The sequence below is a fragment of the Candidatus Eremiobacteraceae bacterium genome (assembly GCA_035295225.1).
Lineage (GTDB): Bacteria > Vulcanimicrobiota > Vulcanimicrobiia > Eremiobacterales > Eremiobacteraceae > JABCYQ01.
The window spans coordinates 37,839-62,130 of sequence record DATGJI010000042.1 but is presented as its reverse complement, the minus strand read 5'-3'; the positions used below and the strand labels follow the sequence as shown (position 1 = coordinate 62,130).

Here is a 24,292-nt window from a genome sequence, read left to right as displayed (position 1 = left end):
CGCCCGTAGGGCGCCGCCCTAGTGCTTCTGAAACGAATCCGAAATGAGTTCGAAGCGGAGATCGAGCGTGCTTGTCGTTTGTCCATCCGCTGCCATCGCGGTTGTGCGCTTGCGCAGTTGACCCGAGATCGGCACCAGTAAGCCGCCGTCGTACACCACGGATCCGGTGACGCTGACACCCTCGATCGCGCCATTCGATTGCTTCTTCGCGATCGTCGCTGTGTCGGCGTTGACCGACGTCACCGAATAGTCGGTCGTCGTCACCAGTTGCCCGTCCGTCTGTTTCACCGTCCAATGACTCCCGGCGATCAGCGGCCCCGCTGAGGCGAACGCGGTCGCAAAATACGGTAACAGTTCGCGCGATACGGCGTTGATCGTCGTTGGCGGAAACGCTACGGTACCGTCCGAAGCGACCGCTCCTTTGAACAGACGATCGACGGGATCATCGCGCCAGCGCTCGATGATCCTTATCGCAAGCCCACCATCAAGGAACTTGCCCATCACGTCCACCGTGACGGTTCAGTCATCCTCGCTCGAGCCGGTTGCGCCGGGCAGCGCCGCGTTCGCGCCGCTCCCGTAGGATTCTTGAATCGTATCGAGCCGCAAGAGCGAGGAGACCTTGTAAACGCACTCGCGAACCGGCGTCGTCGGTTCGGAGTCGCTTGCAGCCGGCAGCGGAGACGTTAAAGGGGTCGGCGACGCGGCCGGATCCGAGGACGCGTTTGCGCGGCCGATAGAGACGAGAAGCATTGACGCCGCAAACGCCGCCATGAAAAACGACCCGCGACGAAATCGACCGTCTGTCGCAGACATGCGCGTACTATAGGATACCGTTCGGCTGCGTGCCTCCAAGGCGACCTGATGTCGCGTGTGCGCCGGTCGTCGGTTCCTTCAGATTCCCTTAAGGATGATGCCACGCTCCCGCGCGCGCGATCAGAACGGGAGTCGTAGCCCTTCGCGCGACTCCTTCGGCGACACTGCCGAGCACAGCGCGGACGACACCTCCCCGCCCGTGCGTTCCGATCACGATCAGGTCGGCGTGCGCCTCGCGCGCGCCATCAAGAATCGCGTTGACGCACTCATCTTCGATCGTCTTCGACGAACAGGGCACTTGGAGCGCTTTGGCGGCTTCCTCCGCGCTCTGCAGCGTTGCCTTCGCGTCGTCGTAGGCCGCGTCGATGGCTAAGGAAGCATTCGCACCGCTGAACGGCTCGAAGGACGCCGCAACCTTGCTCAGTTCTACTGCGTGGACGAAAACCACGGTCGCGTGCTGGTCGGCGGCTAGCCGCAACGCTAGATCCTGCGCTACGTTCGAAGCTTCCGATCCGTCGACAGCCGCGAGTATCGTTTTGAACATCACCGCCTCCTAGCGCAAGCGGCCGACCGTGGTCGCCCACCACAGCTGCATCTGCCAGGTCGGCGATGATCCGGGCGCCATACTGGCTTGGCCGTTGAGCATCAAACCCTGAGCCTGGCGGTCGTTGACATCGCGGAACACCATCCACTCCGCGTTGATCGCCTGCGAGTGGCCGACCGTCCCCAAGCCGTCGTTCGTCATCTCGCTTCGCGCCGACAGCAGAGTCCGTCCGTTGAAGAAGGGGGCATATAGCTCGGCGGCATACGCTGAACTCGCGGCAGCTTGCAGCCCGGCGCCTGGATGGCTGTCGTGACCCTGCTGATACATCGCAAGCAGACCGGGAAGGTTGTGCTGCGGATCGAGTTGGGCGTAGAGCATCTGAGAGTTGTAGTTGTCAGCGCGACCGTCCGACACTTGGAGCACGCCTGTATTGCCGACGACGCCCACTTCCAGCGGCGTGTCCGGCCGCGCGAGCGCAACGCGATATTGGAATGTTTTGTCCGTGTCGTTCGAAAAGTCGGTTGCCGTATTCAAGTCGCCGTTGTTGGCGAGATAAGCGGCTTCCGCCACGAATGTGGGCTTCACATAGACCAGCTTTGATCCCCATCGATTTCCGTCATTTTGATAGGCGTGCTCGCCGACGGTGATCTCCGGAGCCGCGAACGCTGAGAGATCGAAGAACTGGCTGAACGGCGAAGGTCCCGGCGCTTCGATCTTGCCCAAAAAGAGATGCCCGTCGCGATGCAATAAATTGTTGTATGTGATCCAAAGCGTGTCGGTGCCCCCAGGCCCGTTGTTCTGCCAGATCCATTGGTGGATATGGAATGTGAAGTCGTCTCCGATATATCCGGCGGCGTGGATCGCGGCATTGCCGGCTTGGATGTTATGATGCGCCGTGCCGTCGGCCGTGTCGTACGTCCCGTTCTCCCCAAACCACAGAGGATTCGCTCGGTGGATCGTTGCGGCATCGAGTGACGAGTACCCGGTTCGCTGCACGTAGCGGCCGTAGGCGTTGAGCGCGGGAACCGCCGTATGACAGACCTCGCAGTTTATCCCATACGACTGCGCGAATGGCGGCATGGCTGCCGTCGGTCGCATCGCTTCGACGACAACGCTCGCCGCCATGACCACCGCGAGCAGAATCGCCACTCGACCGCTATTACGCATGACCGTTCTCCTATTTTACGACAACCGTGAGATCCATATTCGGGTGGCCGGGTCCGCAGAAGACCGAACATGGGATCTTGTATGTGCCGGCCTTTTTTGGTGTGAACGTGACGTCCACGAATTTGCCGGGCTGTATCGTGGTCTGGGCTATCCCGAGGTCATCGCTCTTCAGCCCATGCACGCCGCCGCTGGACGTCAAGTGGAAGGTGGTGGCTTCGCCGAGCGGCACGGTGACGGTCGAAGGCGTGAACTTCCAGTTCGACGCGACGATGTCGATCGGGGGATGCGCCGACGCGTAAACGGTTCCGGCGCCGATGGCAGCCGCAACCGCTAGGGTCAGCGCAAGAAATGTCTTGTGAACGGGTTTCATGATTGGACTACCTCCATAGAGAAGTGTGGCATCCCGCCCTTTCTAACGGGCGAAAAGTCGATGAAGTTTCTGTGAATCGAGGTAAATGTCGCAGTGCGGGTCTCTCGCTACCAAGTCCGCATTCCGGGGGCGCCATAGATGTGCTGCGAGAGCAGCTCGTGCATGGGGCCGGCGTACGCGAGTATGGCCAAGACTACTGCGACGACAGCCCACGTGGCGACCTTGTCGAGAGAGGCGGGCGTGCGCATCGCTGCTTCGTCGACCGGCGCGAACTCCACCGCCATCTCCTCTCGTTCGCGCGAGAAGAGCGTTCCGATCGCGACTGCGACGAACATGAGGATACTGAGGAAGAGGATGCTGCCGCCCACCGCGGTCGCGATGGTCTCTGGCATCCAGAGGCGCGCGGCTTCCGCGCCGAAATACGTCACGTCGGCCGTGCGTCGCGGGGATCCCAAAAGACCGGCCCAATGCATTGCCGTGGACATGATCGCCATGCCGACGAACCACGAGTAGGTCTGCGCGAGCGCGAGCTTTTCGCCCCAGAGTTTGCGCCCCGTCAGTCGCGGCACGAGCCAGTACGCGGCGCCGATGAACGTCAGTGCCACCGGACCACCGACGGTGATGTGGAAGTGCCCGACGATCCACATCGTGTTGTGGACCAGCTCATCCATGCTGTACGACGCGTTGACGACGCCGCCGAATCCGCCGAAGATGAAGAGAAGCATGCCGAAGGCGGGACCGGTGAACCACGGTTTCGACCACGGCAGCGCGGCGATAGTGCCGAAGAAACCGCGTCTGCCTTTGCGGCGCGCCGCGATTTCGAAGGAGGCGAAGATCGCAAACGCGGTCATGATCGAGGGAACGATCACGCCGTAGGTGGTCATGGTGTGCAGCCACTTCCAGCCGGCTGAAATACCGGGCTCGGTGAATTCATGATGGATGCCGACCGGCGTGGAGAGCAACACGAGCAGTATGAAGGTCAGGCGGGTGAGCGCGTCACTGAAAACCGTGCCGTTGTAGAATTTCGGCACGACGTTGTACCAGATCAAGTATGCCCCCATGATCCAGAAGTAGACCAGAGGGTGACCGAAATACCAGAAGAGCATCCGGCTGAGCATGACGTTGATGGTCGGCGTCCAGCCCAGCGACCAAGGTATGAGCATGAAGAGCATCTCGATCGCGACGCCGATCGTGGCGATGAACCACATCGCAAACGTGCAAGCTATGCCGTGAACGATGAGCGGGAGCAATTCCCCGACGTGCTCTTTCCGCCACGCGATGATGTTCGCGATGATGTCGATAAGAACGAGCCAGGTGCCGATCACCAGCACGGTCGTGCCGATGTAGAACGCAGGGTGCGCCTTCAGCGGCGCATAGAAGGTGTACAACACCGTGGCGTTGCCGGTGACGATCGCCCAAAAGGCGGCGAGCGTGCCGGCGAGCATCACTCCGTACGCGATCCAGGAAAGCGTGAGTGACCGCTCTCGCGGCATGGCCCGATATACGCCGAACATCGCAAAGCCGCAGATGAAGAAGGTCGTGAATACGATCGCCATGAGAACGCCATGCGCGGTCAGCATGCGATAGTAGTCAAACCATGCCGGCGCATGCGCCCAATGCGCGCGCGAGAGGGCCTGAAGCAGGCCAAAAACCCCGCCGAGTGTGAGCGCTGCGGTGGCCGTATAGACATGTGCGAGCACGAGCCGGTTTTCCCGTCGCATCATCGTTACCATCACTGCACCACGATCGTCGCCGACATGAAGTGATGACCGGCGCCGCAGTACTCGTTGCACATCAGCAGGTACGACCCCGATTTCTTGAACACATGACTGGCGGTGCTCACCCAGCCGGGAACGAGCATCATGTTGATGTCGGTATCGGCGATGAAGAATCCGTGGACGACGTCCGGGCTCGTCGCATAGAACGTGACGTTCGCTCCGACCGGCAGAACGATCTTGTTCGGCGTGAAGGAGAAGATCCGGCCGATGATGTCCACCTCGAATGCGCCGTTCGGAAGCTTGTGCACGCCAGGATTGTCGAACGGCGGCGTTTCCGCGACCTTGGTGGGATCGATTGTCTGGACGTGATTTTCGGGAACGATGCCCTCGGTCAACGCTGCGGCACCGATGATCCCTAGGAAGATCACAAGGGTGACGATGCCTGCGGTGAGCCAGATCCGTTCGGTGCGATGGATGTGCATCGTCTACCACCGGCTCCGCAAAAGTCCGTACATAAGGAGCCATCCTACGATGATGATGCCTCCTAAAATGCCGACGAACGCAGCCGTGGCAGGCAGCGGCTCGTCTGTGCGCGGCTCTTTGTCATTCATAGGCAGAGCGTACCGTTCGCGCAAGACAACCGTATGAAGATGCTATGAAGTCAGCGGTTCGGACGACGGATAGGCGCGAGCGGCGCAGCCGTGGAATCCTTCGATTAGATGAGCGCAACCGTCGCACCAAAAAAAGTTCTCCTGGTGGACGACGAAGCACAGATCGTCGAGGTCTTGGATCGGTATTTGACCGACGAGGGGTTCATCATCGTACACGCCCACGACGGACTGCAGGCCATTGAGGCGTTCCGGTCAGAGCACCCAGATCTGATCATCCTTGACCTCAACATGCCTGGACTGAGCGGTCTGGATGCCTTCAAGATCATCCGAGAAGAATCTCGCGTGCCGGTCATCATGCTGACATCGCGAGTCGATGAAGTCGATCGCGTCGTCGGGCTCGAGCTCGGCGCCGACGACTACGTCACCAAACCTTTCAGCCCGCGGGAAGTTGCCGCGCGAGTGAAGGCGGTGCTGCGGCGGTCGGGAGCCTCGGCGGATCATGACCGCGAACAGGAGATCGCGGTTGGGGAGCTGCGTATCAGCACAAGGGATCACGAAGTGCGCGTCGCCGGCCGCGCCGCCGAGGTCACGGCCACGGAGTTTCGCATCCTCGAGATCCTTGCGGAACAACCGGGGCGAACGTTTACGCGGACTCAGCTCCTCGACCGGGTGAAGTCCGGCGAGCTCGAGATATTCGACCGCACTCTCGATCGCCACATCGCGAATCTCCGCCGCAAGGTGGAACCGGAACCATCCAATCCGCGGTATATCTTGACCGTCATCGGGGTGGGATATAAGATGGCGAAGAACCCGTGACGCAAGCGCCGGCGCCCAAATCTCTCAGCACCTCGGAGCTCGTGCACGAAATGCGCAATCAGCTCGCGATCGTGCGCGCCAATCTTGAAGCGTTTATCGACGGGAAACTCATTCCCACCACGGAGCGTGTCGAAGCGCTCGTGAAATCGCTCAATCGTCTGGATGGAATGCTCACCGATCTTCGGTCACATGCCGCGACGGCCGAGCGCGCGCGGATGGGCCATTTCGACGTCTGCGCGCTGCTCAAAGAGAACTTCAACTCCTTCGATGGCTTGGCCGCCGAGAAGGGCGTGAAATTCACGGTCGATCGCTGTCTCGCCGCATCACCGGAATGCACGCACTTTTACGGCGACCGAGTCGCCATCGCTCAGGTCGTGGACAACCTTATCATCAACGCGATTCGCTATACGCCGCGCGGCGGCTCCGTGAATATCACCTGCGCGCGAAAGGCCGGAGAGCTGGAGGTCGACGTCGTCGACAGCGGACCGGGCATCGCGGTTCACGAGGCATCCAAGGTCTACCAGGCTGGGTTTCGAGGCTCGGCTGCGGGCGACGACGGCGGTTCCGGACTCGGATTGTCGGTGGTGAAGACCGGAGTGGAGGCTCACGGCGGGACGATAGACTTCCGGTCGACAACGTCGGGGACCACATTCGTGGTTCGTCTGCCGGGGATTCCCGTCCAGCCTTCGACCGAACATGCAGCGCGATGCGACCGCTGCAAGGACTGCCTCTAGCGCTCAAGATTCACACCCCCTTCGCCGAATCTACCAATGCCCCGCGTAAACTTAGCCGCATCAAGGGGTCTTACGGCGGAGGTCAAGGTCATGGCGGAGATTCACGAGCGGCTATACGTCAACGTCCCGTTCAGTAGAGCACCAAGGTACTTCGAAGAGTTCATACGCGCGCATCAAGCAGGTCAGCTTTCGCTGTCGTCCGGTATCGAGTTGCGCACGCCCATTCCTGGCCAGATCGAGATGAAGAAAACGGTCCAAGTCACGTTTCGAGAGGTCGCCGATCCCGGCCACCTCGTCGACCGGACGGAACTGGAATGGCATCCCGTGGATGGTAGCCCGGTCCCGACGTTTTCAGGGAGCATCGTCATCTCGGCGGATGAAAACCATTCCATGTGCTGTATGACGCTCGAAGGTATGTACGAACCCCCGCTTGGAAAACTGGGTTCGATCTTCGACGCGATTGTGGGAAATAAAGTCGCACGGGATACCGCGCGGCGGCTTTTGGATAGCATCGCCGAGGACATGGAACGCTCGCATAGGCTCGCGTTCGCGGCGAAAGCATCGTGATCGCAGCCGGCGCGGAGAGGGTCCGGCGAGAGAGCGGCACGTTCGACGCATCGGCGTACTTCCGCGCCGCGAACTACATCGGCGCCGTGCAATTGTATCTGCAGGACAATGTGCTGCTGCGCGCGCCCCTGACCAAGGCGCACATCAAGCCGCGGCTGCTTGGGCATTGGGGCACTCAGCCCGGGATCAATCTCATCTGGGCGCATCTCAATCGGATGGCACGGGACCCGAATCAGTCGATCTTGCCGATCATAGGACCCGGCCACGGCGCGCCGGCGGTGAACGCGAATCTCTTTCTCGACGGCACTCTTGGCGATTACTATCCGCAATATGTGCGTACCGAGGCGGGATTGCGGAATCTCGCCCGAGCGTTTTCGCATCCGAGCGGACTGCCGAGCCACGTGGGACCGGCCATTCCTGGGTCGATCCATGAAGGCGGCGAACTGGGGTACTGTCTCGCGCACGCATTCGGCGCGGTGTTGGACAACCCGGATATGACCGCGGTCTGTGTGATCGGCGACGGAGAGGCCGAAACCGGACCGCTTGCGGCGTCGTGGCAGGCGCATCGGTTCGTCAATCCGGCGACATCGGGCACTGTGCTTCCGATTCTTCATCTCAACGGGTACAAGCTTTCTGGCCCGACGATCTTCGGTAGGGTCAGCGGCCTTCAGCTGCACGAGTATCTGCATGGCTGCGGTTACGAGATCCGGGTCGTCGAACCGCGCACCGAGATGAACGCGCATGTGATGATGGATGCCGCGCTGGATTGGGCGTTCGGACAAATCGCCGCGATACGCGAAGCCGCTCGTGCGGGGCAGCTGCCGGAACGTTCGTGCTGGCCCGCGATCGTGCTGCGCACGCCGAAGGGTTGGACCGGACCGCGCGTTGTGGACGGCAAGCAAGTCGAAGGCACGTCGCGCGCACACCAACTGCCCATCGCCGATCCAGCGCACAATCCCGAGCATCTCGCGCTGCTGGAGAATTGGCTCCGCAGTTATGACCCGGATACGCTTTTCGATGCCGATGGCACACCTTCGCACGCGGTGACCCGGGCTTGTCCAAGTGGGGCCGCCCGGCTCGGTATGCATCCGATTGTCACGGGGCCGGTGCCGCCCCCGTTGACCCTTCCCGACGTCGATGCAAACGCGATTCAGATCGGCGAGCCCGGCTGCGCGTCGGCCGAATCCACGCGCGTGCTGGGCGGATATCTGCGTGAAGTATTCCTCAAGAATGCGGCAGCGGCGAACTTTCGTCTGTTCAGCCCCGACGAGACCACATCGAATCGGCTAGACCCGGTGTTCGCGGCCACCGAGCGCGCGTTCATGCTTCCCCTCACGACCGAAGACGAGCACTTCGCTCGAGACGGCCGCGTGATCGAGATCCTGAGCGAGCACGTCTGCGAAGGCCTGCTCGAGGGCTACGCGCTGAGCGGCAGGTACGGGATGCACGCGTGCTACGAGGGTTTCGCCCCCATCGTGGACTCGATGATCGCGCAGCACGCGAAATGGCTCAAGTCGTCGCGGGAAGTCGAGTGGCGGCTGCCCGTGCCGTCGCTCAATATCCTGCTGACGTCGCACGCTTGGCGTCAAGAACACAACGGCTATTCGCATCAAGGGCCTGGATCGATAGATAACCTCATCAGCAAGAAAGGCGGAATCGTCCGCATCTACTTCCCGCCGGATGCGAACAGCCTCCTCGTCGTGGGCGAACACTGCCTGCAGAGCAAGAACGAGATCAACCTCATCATCGCGTCGAAGCATCAAGCGCCGCAATGGCTTGCGATCGACGATGCGAGACGGAATTTTGCCGCCGGTGCATCGGTGTGGGAATGGGCGGGCACCGAATCCGCTGCCGGTTCCTCGCCCGACGTCATATTGGCTGCGGCCGGAGACGTGCCCGCCGAGGAGACGATCGCGGCGGCCGCGCTTTTGAAGAAGCACGTGCCGTCGCTTTGCACCCGGGTCGTCATCGTCATGGATCTTTTTGCGCTTACGCCGCGCGCGACGCATCCCCACGGCCTGGAGTTCGCTGATTTTGCGCGAACGTTCGGCTCGGCCGAGCCGGTCGTCTTCGCGTTTCATGGGTACCCGCGCGTGATCCACGAACTCGTGCACGGGCGCGAAAACGCACAGCGCTTTCACGTCCGAGGGTACATCGAGGAGGGGGCCACCACCACGCCATTCGATATGCTTGTCCTCAATCGGATGTCGCGGTTCCATCTCGCTCTGGAAGCCTTGCGCCGGACGAATCTCGCCGCAGAAGGCTCGCAAGAAGCTTTCGAATTCTTCACAGAAAGACTCGAAGCGCATCACAAGTACATCGCAGACAACGGCATCGACATGCCGGAAGTCGCGTCTTGGCGCTGAGCAATCGCAGACCCGAGGTTACTTGAGGATACTCGCCCTAGACGGCGGATCGTCTTCGCTAAAATTTGCTCTCTATGCGACGTCCGACGCGGTCGGTCGCTTCTTCATGCGCGGCGCCGCGGAAAACCTAGGCCCAACGAATTCGCTGTTTTGGTACGAACGAGCCGACGGCAACCGCCGTGTCCTAGAGCCGCCGGTTCCTTTAGAGCCGCTCGCAGCATTGGATCGCGCATTCGAAGCCGTCGCCCGGGAAAGCAGCTCGGAGATCGACGCTATCGGACATCGGATCGTGTTCGGTGGTCCCGACCACGTCGCGCCGACGCATGCGGCGGCCCACGTGTTGGCGGACCTCGAACGATTCGTGCCGTTCGACCCGATGCATCTCCGTACGCAGATCGACCTCGTGCGCGCCGCGATGTCGCGCTACCCGCGAGCCAAGCACGTTCTTTGTTTCGATACCGAATTTCATCGCCGAATGCCGAACGTCGCGAAGCGTCTGCCTCTTCCTCGGTCCGTCGGGCCATTGGTACGGCGCTACGGCTACCACGGCATATCGTACGAGTATGTGATTTCGACGCTTGGGCCGCTTGCTGAGGGGCGCGTACTCATCGCTCATCTTGGTTCGGGCGCGAGTCTCGCCGCCGTTCGCGACGGTCAGCCGATAGATACGACGATGGGATTCAGCCCGCTCGGCGGGTTGATGATGGGCACGCGGCCCGGCGACCTCGATCCGGGAATCCTGCTCTATCTCTTGTCGAACGGCAGCACCGCGTCGGACCTCGTGGAGTTGTTCAGTGAGCGGTCCGGTCTTGCCGGCGTGTCGCAGCACGGCGGGGATCTCAAAACGCTTCTAGAGCGCGAAACCGTCGATGTCCACGCCAGGGATGCGATCGAACTCTTCGTCTATCAGATCGTCAAACACGCCGGTTCTATGATCGCCGTTCTGGGCGGCTTGGATACGCTCGTCTTCACCGGCGGCATCGGCGAACGCTCGGCCGAGATCCGAGGGCGTGTCGCTCACCGCCTCAGCTATGTCGGCGCGTGTCTCGATCCAGCCAAAAACGCGGCTGGTGAGCGCGTGGTTTCGAGCGCCGAGAGCCGCGTCACCGTGCACGTCATCCAATCGGACGAAAGCCTGATCATCGCGCGCAAAGTGCAAGCAACCATCAAGCCGTGAATGGCGCATGGGCCGTGCAGGCCCATGCGCTCCCTGTTTGGCGGCTTTAGCGCCGCAAGATGCGCTGCCGGTGAATCGATTGATTCTGTGTCTGGAACGGTTCGTCGATCGAGACGAGCACGTCGATGTTGTTCTGCGTCGCGTTGATGTCCGCGAGGGTGAGTGAGTACGATGTGTTCAACGCGAACGATGTCGATCCGTCGAAGAGATCGGTCGAACCGTTCGGCACCGTGCCCGCTGGAACGATGGCGACATCATACACGCCGGCCGGCAGAATCGTCGAGCTGCCTTGCTGCGGGATATATGCGTTGCCTGGCGCACCGGCCACGCTGCCTGAATCTTGATTGAGACCCAGGTTCGCCACGGTCGGCGTCGACGGAATCGCGTTGGTGGAAAGCCAGACGTAGACATCGACCGCGCTCGCGAGGTTCGGCGCAGCGTTGTTCACCTTGAAACGAACCGTCGCGGCGTTATTCAGAGCGTTCGTGTCCTGAAAACCGAAAGCCATGTAGTCGGCGGAGCCGGGCTCGCCTTCAAGAACGATGGAATAGTTCGTCGACGCGGCGACGCTGACGTTGATCGGCGGGACGAGGTTGCCCGTACCAGCACCGGTGTTGATCGCAAAGGTCTCTTGGCCGGCTCCTACCTGCGCATACGTGCCGATGGGCGTTGTCGCGCTGAGCCCCGAATTGATCGTGCCGCCGTCGGCCGTCAACGAGATGTTCGTTTGCGGCGTGGTGAGCGAGGCGACGACCAGCCGCGCATTCCCCTTACCGCCCCCGAGACCGCCGATCACGTTGGATAAGTTGCTGCAGCCTGTGAGCGCTAACGCGGCCGCCGCAGAAAGCCATATAATCGTTCGTGGTCCGTTCACGTCTTTGCATCTCCTAATATCGCACCCTATTGCGAATTTGAAGTGACTCGATAACGGATAACGTACCGCTAAGAGCATTTGCTGAAACGCGACGCCTAAGCCGGCAAGACAATTCTCACGGTCGTTTCATCGAAGACGCGGCGGCCGCTCGCTTGCCGCGTCGTTTCACGCGGCGGCGGAAGGGTACGAGCAATGATAAGAAAGTGTAGGGATCTCATAACATGGCTGGACTTCTTTGGGCGATCATCGTCATTTTGTTCATCATCTGGCTGATCTCGTTCGTTGCTTTGCACGTAAGCGGCTTTGCTATCCACATCTTGCTAATCGTGGCAGTCATCCTCGTCATCGTCAATCTGTTGAGCGGACGTCGAGCCGCTTAGCAGACGGGAGCACCAGTACCTGATCCGAAAGAAATCCTGTAAAGTATCGCTTCGATTGCCGCGCATCCCCGCGACGGTCTCGGTAGCGCGCGACCGGGTGGTGCGGTTCGCGCGCCGTCGCGGCTTTTCAGAAGAGCGGACGTTCGACATCGGCCTCGCCGTCGGCGAGGCTTGTGCTAATGCTGTCATGCACGCTGCCGCCTCCGACAGCTGGTACTGCGTCGAAGCGCGCGGACGCGGCGATATGATCACCGTGACGGTTGCCGATCCGGGTGCCGAGACGCTGCCTCAGCTCGCGCGAGAACCCGACCGCATCGGCGGCCTTGGGCTCTTCTTGATGCGCAGTCTCATGGATCGCGTATCGCTCGATATGTCGCCGAAGGGCACGAAAGTCACGATGGACTGCAGCAAGGATGACGGTCCGCACCGTTATCCACCGATCACTTGCCCCACGGAATGAACATCCCGATCGCCGCGCCGGTCATCGTGACGATCGCGAGACAAGCCCAGACGTTCGCGAGCGGGGAATTGCGCCACTTGCCTACGATTTTCGCGTCGTTGGATAAGATCGTGACCAGGATGACGAGCGGCACCGCGGCGAGACCGTTTGCGACGGCCGACCAGTAGAGCGCGCTGATCGGGTTCACTCGCATCAAATTCATCAAGACGCCCGCGACGATGCCGCCAACGATAATGCCATAGAATGCGGGGACGCGGTGCGGTTTTTCGTCCATTCCGTGGCGAAGCCGAAAGACGTCGCAGATCAGATAGGCCGACGAGCCGACGAGCGAAGGCACCGCGAGCATTCCCGTCCCGACCATACCGAGCGTGAAGAGCAGATACGCGAACTTGCCGGCAAGCGGACGCAGCGCTTCGGCCGCCTGTTGGGCGGATTCGATATGGTGGCTTCCGCTCGCGCCCAAAGTGCTGGCGGTGGTGACGATGATGAAGAACATCACCAAATTCGAGGCCAGCATCCCTGTGTTGACGTCGGTATGGGCGTCAGCGACCTCCGTCTTCGTCGCGCCCCGGCGTTCCGCGACCGTCTTGCGCCCGGCCGCTTTTTCTTCTTCTACCATCAGAGCCGACTGCCAGAAGAAAAGGTACGGTGAGATCGTCGTCCCCAAAACCGCGACGAGTGTCGTGATCCAGGCCGATGTCAAGGAGACGTGCGGAACCACAGCGCTCGCAAGGACATGACGCCAATCGGGATGCACGACGAATGCGGTGATCACGTACGCGAACAGAGCGAGACAGAGCCATTTGATGACGCTGACGAAAACGTTATACGAGAGATAGACTTGGATGACGATCAAAGCTAAGCCGAAGACGATGACCCAGACGAGGACTGCGATTCCGGTCACCATGTTAGCGGACGCCGCCATGCCCGCGATGTCAGCGCCGACGTTGAACGTATTGGCGATGACGACCATCGCCGCGACGACGTAGAGCAGAGCCGGATGGATCCGGCTGCGAAGAACCGCCGCCAAGCCTTGGCCGCTCACCATCGAGATGCGCGCGCACATGCCTTGCACGACCGCCATCATGGGCGTCGTGAGAATAGCCAGCCAGAGCATGCTCAGACCGGTTGTGGCGCCGGCGACCGAATACGTCGAGATTCCGGACGGGTCGTCGTCGGCCGCGCCCGTGATCAAGCCCGGCCCAAGCTTGACGAGGTAGCGCCGTAGCGCCGCGAGTCCTTTCATCGCTTCTCATAATACGCGAAAAACCGGTCAAACGACCGGCTCCTCGCGCTGAAGCGCCTCTTGGGGAAGCGCGACTTCAGACCGTAGATCGCATTCCTCCCGTTAGTGCGCGCATGATCAATAAGAGCACGACGCCACCGACGAATGCGACAAGGACGCTCCACAAGCTGAACCCGGTCACGCCGGCGCTTCCAAAGGAAGTGAAAAGCCAGCCGCCGATGAGTGCTCCGACGATTCCGACGACCATGTCGCCTAGCACTCCCCCCGGGCCTTCACCGGGAACCACGGACTTCGCCAAGAAGCCGGCTATGATCCCGACGACGATCCATGCAAGTATGCCCATGATTTGATGCCTCCTGACGTAAGCAAGTGCGGTAGCCGTGTGCCCAGACGAACCAGGACTCAAACACGCGTTAGAGCTCAAAGGCCCGTTGTTTGGACGGATATGATTCTGGGAACAACCTAGCGAACTATATGTTAGATCGTGCTCGCGAGGAACAAGATCGGTTTGAGGTGCGCGTGCGCGCGTCTAAGCGCCTCAACGCTCGCGTCATCGAAGTATCCGGCGAAGTCGACGTGTTTTCTGCCCGCCCATTGAAGGCCGCGCTCACTCGCGAACTGGATCAAGGCAATTATTCGGTCGTCGTCGATCTCAGCCGCGTTGCGTATATGGACTCAACCGGACTCGGTGTCCTCGTGGCCGCGTTCAAGCGGGCACACGAACACCACGGAACGATCGCGCTCGTCGGGCTAAATCGTCAGCTCGCCAAGATCTTCGACATGACGGGGCTTAATCGAATCTTCGACATCCGCGAATCGCTCTGAGATGAAGGGGCCGACGTCAGTCGGCCCCTTCAGGACTTTCGCGCGGGCCGACTGACGTCGGCCCCTTCAGGACTTTCACGCGGGCCGACTGACGTCGGCCCCTTCAGGACTTTCACGCGGGCCGACTGACGTCGGCCCCTTCAGGACCTTCACGCGGGCCGACTGACGTCGGCCCCTTCAGAACTGCCCCTTCAGAAATGAATCTTCTTCAGGACTGTATCTGATCGAAGTCGGGAAACATCAACGCGGCGTTGAGGTTCTTGATCAGGTCGCTTTTCTCGGCCGCCGAGAGCGTACGGATCTGCTTTTGGTCACGTCGCCAGTAGCCGGAAACCGACGCCGAAAACGCAGGAACCCAGTCGGCGGAGAGCACCGGGAGCGATGAAGGCTGCGTGACCGCCCCTGCGGCGTTTGTGGACGGCGCAAGCGTGGCGTCGGCGCGCTGCAATTTCAATTCGCAATCATCAAACGCGCCGATCGCGGCGCCCATCTGCTGCGACAGCGTGACGTTGGCTGCGTCGTCGTACGTTCCGTCCGACACGAGCGCGACGAGAAACCCGGCATACGCATTTGCTTTCGACTGGACGTCTGCGTAGCACATCTGCAGTTGACCGAGGGAAGCAGCCGGCAAGATTCGTCGCGAGGTGACCACCGCATTGATGGCCTGATCCCGCGTAGAAGTGAACGGTGCAGTGCGGTGCCGGATATCGTTAGCCGCTTGTTCTGCACATCCGCAAAGAGACCCAAACGCGAGCGCGGCTGCGAAGGCGGCTGTGAGGACGCTGAGCCGCGCGCTGCCGATATGCTGTACTCGGCCGTTGGTTAACGGCGTAAAAATTGGGTATTTTCCAGCCATGTTCTATTGTGACTATGCAAGCGACTATCAGTACGGGTACATTCTCCCTCCGCCGGCCCCGCCCTCGGCGCCAACTCAAGAATCGCAGCCGGACGACACCGCGCGGCCCGACGAGAGAGCCTGAGTGTAAGCCCCGATACACGTCGTTCTCAGCACAATCTAAGGCGTGCGCAGTAGTGTTCACTCATGAACAGACTGAACACGGCAATGCTCGCGATTGCAATTTCCGCGCTTCCCCTTGGGGCGATGGCAGCCGAGCCGCCCGCTCCGTGCGGTCCCCAGATGATCATGGGTGGAGGTTTCAACGGCCCCCCGCCGGACATGGCGCAGATGCACGCTCAAGTCCACCAGCTCACCGTCGGCATGCGAACCGCGCTCCTTCAGTCACTCAGCGCGCAGCACCGAACGATGCTCGCGCAGACGATCGGCAATCTCGCGCTGTCCGCTGATCCGGATTATGATGCGGCCGCCAGGCAAATCGATGCTGCGTTGAGCGCGCAGGAGACGCAGTCGATTTTACGCATCGCGACGCAATTCCATCAACAGATGGATGCCCTGATGCGCGCGCACATGCCGCCGATGCCTGCTCCGCCGCAAGGCGCGAACGGCGCCTCCGGAGCGGTGAGGGTGCAGAACCGAGTGTTTGGCGACGGTCCACGCACGCTCGATGCCGGCCACGCGTTACTGATGCTCGGATCCGCGGGCCCGATGATGGAAATGCATCGCGTGTTCATCGACAAGACGGTCACGCATTAGGAATCGCTCCTCAGCCCGATGCGTGATGTTCTGCGGCAGCGCTGCAGCACGAGGCCGGCCGAATCGGCCGGCCTCGTTTGTGCAGGCTGCTTCGGGCCTTTATCCAAGCATGCGTCGGCCATGAATCGTTCAGCGGCATGAACCCGATCGCAACGAGACTAACTCGCCTTCAGTGTGCATTCTTCATCGTCTGGGCACTCGCGGCCGCATTATTGTCGGCGTATTTCCTCAATGCTGCGGTCGTAGGCAGCCGGTTGGATGACGCCGCGCTCACGGGCGCGGCCGGCGACATCTTCCGTTCGGCCATGGACCTTCGCGCAGGCGGCGCGCAGGATAAGGAACTGTTGCCAAAGCTCGGCCAACTTCCGCCCCGGCCAGACGTGGCGGTGAGCATCTTCGACGATTCGGGCCGACGGATTTCGGGCGACGCTTCGGCGCCGTCGATGGCTGAGTCTCACGCGATCGTCATGCGCACCGGCGTTCAGTCGTTCAACTTCCACGTCGGCCCAAGTCCAAAGCCGCCGCAAGGACTCCCGCCTCCGCCGGATCAGGCGTTCGCGGTGCGCGGCGGGATGTTCATGAGCGCTCCCCTGCTCGAGGCGGCTCCGGGCTCCGTACTGCCGGTCACGTCGACAGCCGTGCACTTCCCCGGCGGCTTCGCCGTGCTCCAGCTCCAATCGTCGCTCGCGGTCGCCGCTCTGCGCGGCTACCTGATCGCAATGACGGCTCTGCTCATCATCGGTGCGGTCCTTGCCTGGTTTGTGCTGGGCCGCGTCGTACGGCGACAGCTCGGACCCATGGCAACCGTCGAGGGCGCGCTGCTGCGCTGGACCAAAGGCGACTACGCGCGCATAGAGCTCGTCGATGCCGAACAGAAAGATCAAGGCGTTGTTTCGGCTTACAATGCGGCCGCCGATCAGGTGACCGGAGCCCTCAAACGGCAAACCGATGCCGAGAACAACATGCGCCAGTTCGTCGCCGAGGCCGGCCACGAGTTGCGGACGCCGCTCACGGTCGTCATGGGTTTCCTCGATGTGCTTCGCCAAGGGGCGGTGCGCGAGGAAGCGCTCGCACAGCGAATCTTGGAGTCGATGTCGATCGAAGGCGAACGCATGCGCGCGCTGATCGGCAAACTGCTCTTGCTCGCGCGACTTGATTCCGTCGCGCCCGAGAATCGTGAAGAAGTCGACATCGCGGCGATCGCACGTGAAGTCGTCGAATCGTTTCGCACGCTGGCGGGCCAATCAAAGCTCGAATTCTCGGCTGCCGGCGACGCCCGCGCGCAGTCGACGCCGAATGAAGTTCGCGAATTGATCGGCAACCTGCTCGACAACGCGATCAAGTACGCGCCCGGCTCGACCACGCGAGCGGCGGTGCGCAGGATCAACGGCTACGTCGAAGTCGAAGTGTCCGACGACGGTCCCGGCATGGATCCCGCGTTACGGGTGCGTGCGTTCGATCGCTTTTCTCGCGGCGATAACAGAGGCAACATTCCAGGATCGGGGCTCGGTCTTGCGATCGTGAAGCGCATCGCGGATCGAGCCGGCGGCGGCGTCGAGATGGATACCGCACCCGGCCGCGGCGTTCGCGTCGTCGTCAAGCTTCCCGCGTCGTTCACACCCGCCTCGACGGGCGGACCATGAAGTTCCGCCCTACATCTTCGTAGCCGGAATGTCACGTCCGTTCTGATGCAAGACCAAGCCGGTGACCTTCCCGCTTGCGTCGCGCACGAACGAGATCTGCGCTGCGACTACTTTATAGAAGAATTCGTCCTTCGCCGAAGCGTAAACCGGCCATGACGGCTGTCCGGTCAGCTGCACGAGCAACTGGTCGGCCGTGCGAGAGACGGTAAACGCCGCCCCAGGGCTCGCGACGTACGTTCCGAGGTATCCGTTCATCGTCGCATCATCGAGCTTGACGATCGGCGGATAAGAAGGCTGCGGCAGCGGACCGACGGATCGAGCCGCTTGCACGACGACACCATTCTGGTGCAGTTCGAGTGCATTGATCTTGCCCTGCGCGTCGCGTTTGAAGACGATCTGCGCGACGACGATTCGCGCGTTGAACACGTCCTTCGCCGAAGGGTAGATCGGTATGGCCGGCTGGCCGGTGAGCTGAACAGATAACTGATCGCCGCTGCGGCTGATCGTGAAGATCGCACCCTGGCTTGCGACATAGTCTCCTACATACTCACCGAGGTCGATCGCTGACGACGCGCCCGCTGACGCGGGCGTGGGCGACGGCGAAGCGGTCGAAGGCTGTGCCGTCGTGGGAGCGGTCGTGGGGTCTGCGGCTGAAGCGCTGAGTTTCGTGCCGCGGATCTCGCGGCCGTCTTGTTGCAAGACGACCGATGAGACGTCGCCGGCGGCATCGCGAGAGAAATCCAGCTCTGCGTCGACGACGCGATAGTGGAACACATCCTTCGCCGAGGGGTAGATCGCAGCAGGCTCTTGTCCGGTCAAGCGCGCGAAGAGCCGATCGCCGCTGCGCGTCACGCTGAGCAGACCGCCCGCTTCTTTGAGGTCATAGCGCCCGACATATGATTGCAGCGTCGACGTGTCGAGCTGCGCGAGCTTCGGCCATTGCGCGACCGGAAGCGCGGCGTCGATGACGTGAACGGCGAGATCGTCCACCGGCAGACCGCCGTTCGTCAGAGCCACGACGCCGATTTCGCGGTCCGGAGAAACTGCGACGGATGCATGGAAGCCGGCCGTATCGCCGCCGTGGTGGATGATCGGCGTGACATCACCGGTCCACCAGACGAGACCGATCTGATTGCCTGGAAACGTGGATCGCGGGCGCTGCGCGAACTCGCACACGCGAGCCAGCGGGCCTTGGCCCATGTTGCAGCGGACATACTTCAGCATGTCGGCGATGGTGGAACGGATTGCGCCCGCCGGTGCGAGCGCTTGGAAGGTCCATGGTTTCACCGCTTGCCCGTCACCGTCGTGCCCAACCGCAAATCGCGCTCGCTGGTCCGCGCTCAACGCGATTGCGGTGTCCGTCATGCCAAGCGGCGCAAGCACTCTCTTCTGAAGAAGAACGCTGTACGTCACGCCTGCGCGCGCCGCAAGCGCGTCGCCGAGCAAGCCCACGCCAAGATTGGAATACTCGAAGCTCTGTCCGGGGTCGCGCGGAAGCGAATATCCCTCGAGGAATCTGTACATATCCGCGAGCGTGTAATCGGCATATGGGTCGCTTGGATCGGCGAAATCCATGTTCGACGGCAACCGCGGCAGGCCGGAATGTTGCGTCGCAAGATCGAGCAGCGTGATCTGCTTGCCGTTGCGCGATGGGACGCGGACGGTAGCCGGAAGATATTTCGCAACAGGATCGTCGAGTTTCACGCTCCCGTCGAGCACCATCGACGCAAGGATCGTCGCGGTAAACGTCTTAGAGACCGACCCGATTTCGAACAGCGTATGCTCGCCGAGCAAGGACTGGTTGCCCGTTTCGCCCGCCTTGTATATCCTCGTTGTGTGGTGGTCGATGACCCCGACGATCACGCCGACACCCGGGCTCTGGTCGATCCGCCGGCTTATGAGCGATCTGATGTCGGCGGCGGTCGCGAGAGGCATAGCGCGCGCAACCGGCGGATTTGCGATCGCAAGCGTGAGAACCAGCGCTCCGAGGTACATTCTCATCCTCCGCCCGGGGAAAGCGACGCCCAAGAGATCAGCCCGTCCGAAGCGAGTAACCGGCACCGCGGATGGTGTGGATCAATTTCACTTCGAAACCTGCGTCGATCTTAGCGCGCAAATACGAGACGTACGTCTCGACCACGCCGATATCGCCGTCGAAATCATGCCCCCATGCGGCGTTCAACAGTTGTTCTTTGCTGAACACGCGGCGGGGTTCGCGCGCGAGCGCGACCAGAAGCGAATATTCGCGCGGCGTCAAACTCACGATCGTGTCGCCGCGCCGCACCTCGTGAGTTCCGAGATTTATCACAAGGTCGGCAAAGGCGAAGCGCTCTTCGGCCGCAAGCGCCGGCCTGCGTAGTGCCGCGTTGAGACGCGCGACAAGTTCGTTCAACGCGAACGGTTTCGGCAGATAGTCGTCCGCGCCGAGTTCGAGACCCGTCACGCGGTCGTCTACGTCACCCTTTGCCGTCAACATGATGATCGGTGCGTGCGTTCTGCGCCTGATCTGCGGCAGCAACGTGAAGCCGTCGGCATACGGCAGCATCACGTCGAGGAGAACGGCGTCGGGATGCCACTCGTCTATGGCCGCGGCGAGCGACCGGCCATCGGGAAGACAGCGGACCGAGAATCCCTGCCGTTCCAGACCGATCTGCAGCATCTCCCGGATGCGCTTCTCGTCGTCGATGACGAGGATCTTCGCGCCGACAACGGCCTTCATCCGCGCGTATTTTGTGCCGTGAGCAGTTCTTGCCTCTCCGGTCGGCTGCAGCGGTATCGCGGTGCGTCGATTCTCGCCGCGAGCACTCCTGCCGGGCAAGCAATGGCAAAAGCGAGGGAAGTTCGTGGAGACGGAGTCAAACCATGCGAGGTTCAAGCCGGGCAAGGGCGCCGAATCCGAGCCCGCGGAGCGGGGGAACCAACGTAGGGGTGAATCGCGTGCTCGTAGCAAGCGAAGCGCACTTTCCGCGCTAACCCGTCAGCTAACCTCGCAGGCGACGGAAAGACTATCGATCATGAGAATGACTCATGCGTTCGCGCATGTGCGACATTCGGCGCGCGTGCTTGGGATCGCATCCGTAACTGCGTTGCTCGTCGGCTGCGCGCATTCCAACGGCGCGCTGCCGCTTCCCCCGACAGCGCCCGCAAACAGTGCGATGAACAGCGTGGTCCCCGTTCCGGCCGAGCACGCCCTTGCCGTTCAACCGCACCAATTGACGGAACTATACGCCGCAGACGGCGCGCCTCACGGGGCGTGGTCAAAAATGGCGCCATGGCTCACGTGGGCCACGGCGACGGTCGCGCAGTCCGTCATACTTCACAGCCTTGGAGTCAAGACAGAATTTTACACCGACCCCAATCGCGTCGCACCGGGCGATCCGCTCTATTCGGACGTAGAGTCCACCTTTGCCCACGATTGTGCCGGTCACCGGATCACGTTTCCGCTGAAACCCGGTAGATATCTCATGGATCCTCACTCGACGAAGCTCGCCGAACTCTGGAAAAATTGGGTCGACGGCGTCGGCGGTCAATTCGATGCGGTGTACGAGGATTCTGCAGATATCGTGGTCGGCGTCACGAGCGCCTTGCCATGCAACTTCAAGCAAGACGATTGGACGGCAGCAACAAACGCGATGGATCGCGCACTGAATCGGACGATCATCTACAATGGGCTGGGAGCCCTCGCCGACGACGAAGGCCACTGGTCATCGAGTCCCTCGATCGGCTTGAACAAGACGAGCGTGGGCGGATTTATGGAAGGGTGTTATTCCAGCGCGGGCAGCGACGCAAAACCGCACGAGAAGGTTTGGGCTGCCATGGAGAACACGGAGCTGCAAATGGTCGCTGCCCAGAAATTGTTCTCATGTCGAGGGTTGAACCTGACACCTGCCGCGCAAGCGATTCCGTTGCGATTGTACATGGACGCGTCAATCCTGCTCACATACGATCCGGCCACAACGATCGTTTCTGAGAAGTTTCCCACCCCGACGGGCTTCGACATCGATCCGGAAGTCGAGTTCGTACCGTTGGATCCTGTCGTCGGAGAACCGACCGACATCAGCGCCCTGCTCCAACCCGGCGGCACATACGGCCGCCAATACAATTCGTGCTACTTGCTCGGCGTGAGCGTCGGCCGGTGTGCGATCGTCGTCAATTCGAACCGCGCCGGTTCGAAGACTTTTCCTTGGCCGGGCACCTACAGCCACACGCTGACGCTGCGCGGCGGCGGCGTTCTGGACGGCGGCACCGTTTTTGTGAACGGCAGCCCTCCGCCGGGGTCGGTCGCAGCCGAAACGGCGGTAATCGCGATCCAATGAGCGGACCGGCGAACGGGCCGACGCTCGTCGGCGCGCGCTAGCCGGTTGAAGGGGCCGACACTCGTCGGCCCCGCCCTACGTTCGCGAGGCCGGGAACTACGTCGACGCCGGCGCTGGGGAACGCATCAGATCTTCCGTCAGCCTCAGGCGGATGATTGCGCCGGGCTTGATCACGATATTCGACTTCAGTGACGACGCGAGCGCAACTCCTGCCGCGGCTCCGGCAAGCGTTCCCATTTTATTTCCCGTGTGCTTTGCGACCATGTGACCGACGACTGCTGAACCGATGACGATACCAGCATTGCGAAGCATGTGGCTCTTCGGTTCAAAATCTCCCAGCGAGATGATGGTCGCACGTAGCGGCATCGTCGTGCCGTCGCTCAATCGTACATCATCGAAGACGACGGTCATCGTCGCATTGTGCAGTGGGCTGGCGGGCGAAACGTTCGTCACGTGCCCGTCGATACGTGCCTGGTTCAGCTGCGGATTCTTATGGAAGAACGTGTCGCGTTCGAGCAGCGAAAAGGTATCGCCGACCTTGCTCTTATTGGAACTCAATTCTTGTTGCAATGCACCATCCACTTCGGTGCCGCTCGCGGCGAGCATCGCGCCGGATGCGCTCCCGGCTGATTGGCTTTGAGCGCCGCCGCTGCCGCCCGAAGAACATCCGGCGAGCATAAGCGTAAAACACGCGCTAACGGCAAAAAGTGAAACTCGAGTCATCTGTACTGATTCCTCCGTCCGGCTATCTAAGCGAAACATTAATAGTCCGCGTATTTCGTCCCGCCGCGCACTTGGAGCCCACGGCAGTTCCCCCCTTTGGGCAGGCAAAATCCGGGAGGGACCGACTTGCGGATTGAATGCCTCCGTATGTCGAATTCTGCGGCGTCCAATCTCATCACGGCCATGCGCACATTTTCGTTGACGGCGATGATCGTGCTGCTCTCGTCTTTCGCGGCGGCATCCGGGGAGTCGTCAACGCCAGCACCTGCTGCGAGCGATGATCGCGGCTTCGCGCCGTCGGATCAGCAGGCAGCGATCGTCGAGGTTCAGCAATCGCGCGCGCTGCTGCAAAGCCACTTCGATCAGCTGACTCGCGCCGTCGGCCTCAATGGCGCGGCAGACCTGAGCCAGCGATTCGACGACGACTATACCGCCCTCACCACCGACTCTCGCCCCGATGGGTATCCGCCGGCCGATTGGTATCGGCGGATCGCGAATGTGGCACAGCTGGATACCGACTTCCTGAGTCAGGCGTTATCCGGCAAACCGCTTCCGCTCGAATCGGCTCACGGGCTCGTCGAGCGCGTCATGGTCTCGAAATTTGACGGGACGTATCAGCCGATGGCGATCTACGTGCCGCCATCGCCCGGTCCGCATCCCGCTCTCGTCGTTCTTCTCCACGGCCGGCCGCAGACCGAATCGCAGATCCTCGGCGGATCCGTATTCAAGGCGCTGGCCGACAGCACGCAGACGATCATCGTCGCGCCGTATGGACGAGGCAATTACGATTTTGCGCCGCCCGCAGCGGAAGAAGTGTATCAAGCTCGCGATCTCGCGGTCGCGGCTTTCCATCCTGATCCGCGCAAGATATTTCTCGCAGGGTATTCGATGGGCGGGTTTTCGGTCTTCATCGTGGGGCCTATCCACGCGAGCCGTTGGGCCGGCATCATGTGCATTTCCGGATCGCTCGTGAACGGCGACGTCGCGGACGTGCTCTGGCACTTCCAAAATATGCCCGTCTACGTCATCAATGGAAAGCTCGATGACAGCATCCCGGCGCGCTACGGAGAGCTCACCGCAGCATATCTCGACGCGTCCGGAATTCCGGTCGAATTCCGGCAAGAGCCGGCCGGTACGCATATCGTGGGAACGCTCCAGCCGTCGCTCGGCCTCGCGTGGAGCGATATGATCGCCGGCATCGTACGCAGCGCGCCTCAGCCCTTGAGCGGTCCGCTGCCGGCGTTGAGCCTTCCGACCCTGACGGACGACGGCAAGGAACCGTAGACATACCGGTGAGTTAGGTCCAGGGAGAGAGGGTCGGGCCCACCTC

The 24,292-nt window shown here is 61.5% G+C and carries 26 protein-coding genes and 1 riboswitch; of the genes, 12 read left to right on the top strand and 14 right to left on the bottom strand.

The window, feature by feature from the left end; all coding sequences use genetic code 11:
* Nucleotides 1-18: 18 nt before the first annotated feature.
* The 7 genes from VKT51_06795 to VKT51_06765 all read right to left on the bottom strand — a co-directional run bounded on the left by VKT51_06795 (nucleotide 19) and on the right by VKT51_06765 (nucleotide 5,094).
* Nucleotides 19-501: a hypothetical protein gene (locus VKT51_06795; GenBank protein ID HLJ83859.1), complete on the bottom strand. Its 483-nt coding sequence runs from the start codon at nucleotides 499-501 to the stop codon at nucleotides 19-21.
* A gap of 18 nt (nucleotides 502-519) precedes the next feature.
* Complete coding sequence (locus VKT51_06790; protein ID HLJ83858.1) at nucleotides 520-771, bottom strand: hypothetical protein; 252 nt, start codon at nucleotides 769-771, stop codon at nucleotides 520-522.
* A gap of 130 nt (nucleotides 772-901) precedes the next feature.
* Nucleotides 902-1,357, bottom strand: coding sequence for a universal stress protein (locus tag VKT51_06785; protein ID HLJ83857.1), 456 nt, complete (start codon nucleotides 1,355-1,357; stop codon nucleotides 902-904).
* Nucleotides 1,358-1,366: 9 nt separating this feature from the next.
* Complete coding sequence (locus VKT51_06780; GenBank protein ID HLJ83856.1) at nucleotides 1,367-2,524, bottom strand: hypothetical protein; 1,158 nt, start codon at nucleotides 2,522-2,524, stop codon at nucleotides 1,367-1,369.
* Between the two features lie 10 nt (nucleotides 2,525-2,534).
* Nucleotides 2,535-2,894: a cupredoxin domain-containing protein gene (locus tag VKT51_06775; protein HLJ83855.1), complete on the bottom strand. Its 360-nt coding sequence runs from the start codon at nucleotides 2,892-2,894 to the stop codon at nucleotides 2,535-2,537.
* A 107-nt stretch (nucleotides 2,895-3,001) separates the two neighbouring features.
* Nucleotides 3,002-4,615 (bottom strand): cbb3-type cytochrome c oxidase subunit I, encoded by a 1,614-nt coding sequence (locus VKT51_06770; protein HLJ83854.1) that lies wholly within the window; start codon nucleotides 4,613-4,615, stop codon nucleotides 3,002-3,004.
* A gap of 11 nt (nucleotides 4,616-4,626) precedes the next feature.
* Nucleotides 4,627-5,094: a cytochrome c oxidase subunit II gene (locus tag VKT51_06765; GenBank protein HLJ83853.1), complete on the bottom strand. Its 468-nt coding sequence runs from the start codon at nucleotides 5,092-5,094 to the stop codon at nucleotides 4,627-4,629.
* Between the two features lie 237 nt (nucleotides 5,095-5,331).
* On the opposite strand from VKT51_06765, the gene VKT51_06760 reads away from it, so the two are divergent.
* The 5 genes from VKT51_06760 (at nucleotide 5,332) to VKT51_06740 (ending at nucleotide 10,883) form a co-directional block, all read left to right on the top strand.
* Nucleotides 5,332-6,039 (top strand): response regulator transcription factor, encoded by a 708-nt coding sequence (locus VKT51_06760; GenBank protein ID HLJ83852.1) that lies wholly within the window; start codon nucleotides 5,332-5,334, stop codon nucleotides 6,037-6,039.
* A complete protein-coding gene (locus VKT51_06755; protein HLJ83851.1) occupies nucleotides 6,036-6,773 on the top strand; it encodes a HAMP domain-containing sensor histidine kinase in 738 nt (245 codons plus the stop codon). Before VKT51_06760 ends, VKT51_06755 begins: the two co-directional genes overlap by 4 nt.
* A 90-nt stretch (nucleotides 6,774-6,863) precedes the next feature.
* The gene (locus tag VKT51_06750) at nucleotides 6,864-7,340 is read left to right on the top strand and encodes a hypothetical protein (GenBank protein HLJ83850.1); all 477 of its coding nucleotides are present in this window, start codon (nucleotides 6,864-6,866) and stop codon (nucleotides 7,338-7,340) included.
* Nucleotides 7,337-9,706: a phosphoketolase family protein gene (locus tag VKT51_06745; protein ID HLJ83849.1), complete on the top strand. Its 2,370-nt coding sequence runs from the start codon at nucleotides 7,337-7,339 to the stop codon at nucleotides 9,704-9,706. Before VKT51_06750 ends, VKT51_06745 begins: the two co-directional genes overlap by 4 nt.
* A gap of 22 nt (nucleotides 9,707-9,728) precedes the next feature.
* Complete coding sequence (locus tag VKT51_06740; GenBank protein ID HLJ83848.1) at nucleotides 9,729-10,883, top strand: acetate/propionate family kinase; 1,155 nt, start codon at nucleotides 9,729-9,731, stop codon at nucleotides 10,881-10,883.
* A gap of 46 nt (nucleotides 10,884-10,929) precedes the next feature.
* Here the strand turns inward: VKT51_06740 and VKT51_06735 are convergent, their stop codons facing one another.
* Entirely contained in the window at nucleotides 10,930-11,757 is an 828-nt protein-coding gene (locus tag VKT51_06735) for a DUF4397 domain-containing protein (protein ID HLJ83847.1), read from the bottom strand.
* Nucleotides 11,758-11,978: 221 nt separating this feature from the next.
* Between VKT51_06735 and VKT51_06730 the strand changes: the two genes are divergently transcribed.
* Nucleotides 11,979-12,137, top strand: a complete 159-nt coding sequence (locus tag VKT51_06730) for a lmo0937 family membrane protein (protein ID HLJ83846.1) — start codon at nucleotides 11,979-11,981, stop codon at nucleotides 12,135-12,137.
* A 55-nt stretch (nucleotides 12,138-12,192) separates the two neighbouring features.
* A complete protein-coding gene (locus VKT51_06725; protein HLJ83845.1) occupies nucleotides 12,193-12,597 on the top strand; it encodes an ATP-binding protein in 405 nt (134 codons plus the stop codon).
* Here VKT51_06725 and VKT51_06720 read toward each other — a convergent pair.
* Nucleotides 12,578-13,843 (bottom strand): divalent metal cation transporter, encoded by a 1,266-nt coding sequence (locus VKT51_06720; protein HLJ83844.1) that lies wholly within the window; start codon nucleotides 13,841-13,843, stop codon nucleotides 12,578-12,580. The two genes, VKT51_06725 and VKT51_06720, sit on opposite strands and share 20 nt — an antisense overlap.
* Nucleotides 13,844-13,919: 76 nt before the next feature.
* Nucleotides 13,920-14,186 carry a GlsB/YeaQ/YmgE family stress response membrane protein gene (locus VKT51_06715; GenBank protein ID HLJ83843.1) on the bottom strand — a complete coding sequence of 89 codons (267 nt, stop codon included), beginning with the start codon at nucleotides 14,184-14,186 and terminating at the stop codon, nucleotides 13,920-13,922.
* A gap of 131 nt (nucleotides 14,187-14,317) precedes the next feature.
* Between VKT51_06715 and VKT51_06710 the strand changes: the two genes are divergently transcribed.
* Nucleotides 14,318-14,668 (top strand): STAS domain-containing protein, encoded by a 351-nt coding sequence (locus tag VKT51_06710; protein ID HLJ83842.1) that lies wholly within the window; start codon nucleotides 14,318-14,320, stop codon nucleotides 14,666-14,668.
* Between the two features lie 208 nt (nucleotides 14,669-14,876).
* Here the strand turns inward: VKT51_06710 and VKT51_06705 are convergent, their stop codons facing one another.
* A complete protein-coding gene (locus tag VKT51_06705) occupies nucleotides 14,877-15,524 on the bottom strand; it encodes a hypothetical protein (GenBank protein ID HLJ83841.1) in 648 nt (215 codons plus the stop codon).
* A gap of 186 nt (nucleotides 15,525-15,710) precedes the next feature.
* Here VKT51_06705 and VKT51_06700 point away from each other — a divergent pair, with 186 nt between their 5' ends.
* Both VKT51_06700 and VKT51_06695 read left to right on the top strand, forming a co-directional pair.
* Nucleotides 15,711-16,280: a hypothetical protein gene (locus tag VKT51_06700; GenBank protein ID HLJ83840.1), complete on the top strand. Its 570-nt coding sequence runs from the start codon at nucleotides 15,711-15,713 to the stop codon at nucleotides 16,278-16,280.
* A gap of 137 nt (nucleotides 16,281-16,417) precedes the next feature.
* Nucleotides 16,418-17,923 (top strand): HAMP domain-containing sensor histidine kinase, encoded by a 1,506-nt coding sequence (locus VKT51_06695; GenBank protein HLJ83839.1) that lies wholly within the window; start codon nucleotides 16,418-16,420, stop codon nucleotides 17,921-17,923.
* A gap of 9 nt (nucleotides 17,924-17,932) precedes the next feature.
* Here VKT51_06695 and VKT51_06690 read toward each other — a convergent pair whose 3' ends face one another.
* Both VKT51_06690 and VKT51_06685 read right to left on the bottom strand, forming a co-directional pair.
* Nucleotides 17,933-19,924, bottom strand: a complete 1,992-nt coding sequence (locus VKT51_06690; GenBank protein ID HLJ83838.1) for a serine hydrolase — start codon at nucleotides 19,922-19,924, stop codon at nucleotides 17,933-17,935.
* A 31-nt stretch (nucleotides 19,925-19,955) separates the two neighbouring features.
* Nucleotides 19,956-20,642, bottom strand: a complete 687-nt coding sequence (locus VKT51_06685) for a response regulator transcription factor (protein ID HLJ83837.1) — start codon at nucleotides 20,640-20,642, stop codon at nucleotides 19,956-19,958.
* Nucleotides 20,643-20,800: 158 nt separating this feature from the next.
* Nucleotides 20,801-20,934, top strand: a riboswitch (cyclic di-AMP (ydaO/yuaA leader).
* Nucleotides 20,935-20,937: 3 nt separating this feature from the next.
* Here VKT51_06685 and VKT51_06680 point away from each other — a divergent pair.
* Nucleotides 20,938-22,239: a hypothetical protein gene (locus VKT51_06680; GenBank protein ID HLJ83836.1), complete on the top strand. Its 1,302-nt coding sequence runs from the start codon at nucleotides 20,938-20,940 to the stop codon at nucleotides 22,237-22,239.
* Between the two features lie 96 nt (nucleotides 22,240-22,335).
* Here the strand turns inward: VKT51_06680 and VKT51_06675 are convergent, their stop codons facing one another.
* On the bottom strand, nucleotides 22,336-22,962 hold the full coding sequence (locus VKT51_06675; protein ID HLJ83835.1) for a hypothetical protein: 627 nt from the start codon (nucleotides 22,960-22,962) through the stop codon (nucleotides 22,336-22,338).
* A 147-nt stretch (nucleotides 22,963-23,109) separates the two neighbouring features.
* On the opposite strand from VKT51_06675, the gene VKT51_06670 reads away from it, so the two are divergent.
* Complete coding sequence (locus VKT51_06670; protein ID HLJ83834.1) at nucleotides 23,110-24,246, top strand: hypothetical protein; 1,137 nt, start codon at nucleotides 23,110-23,112, stop codon at nucleotides 24,244-24,246.
* Nucleotides 24,247-24,292 lie beyond the last annotated feature (46 nt).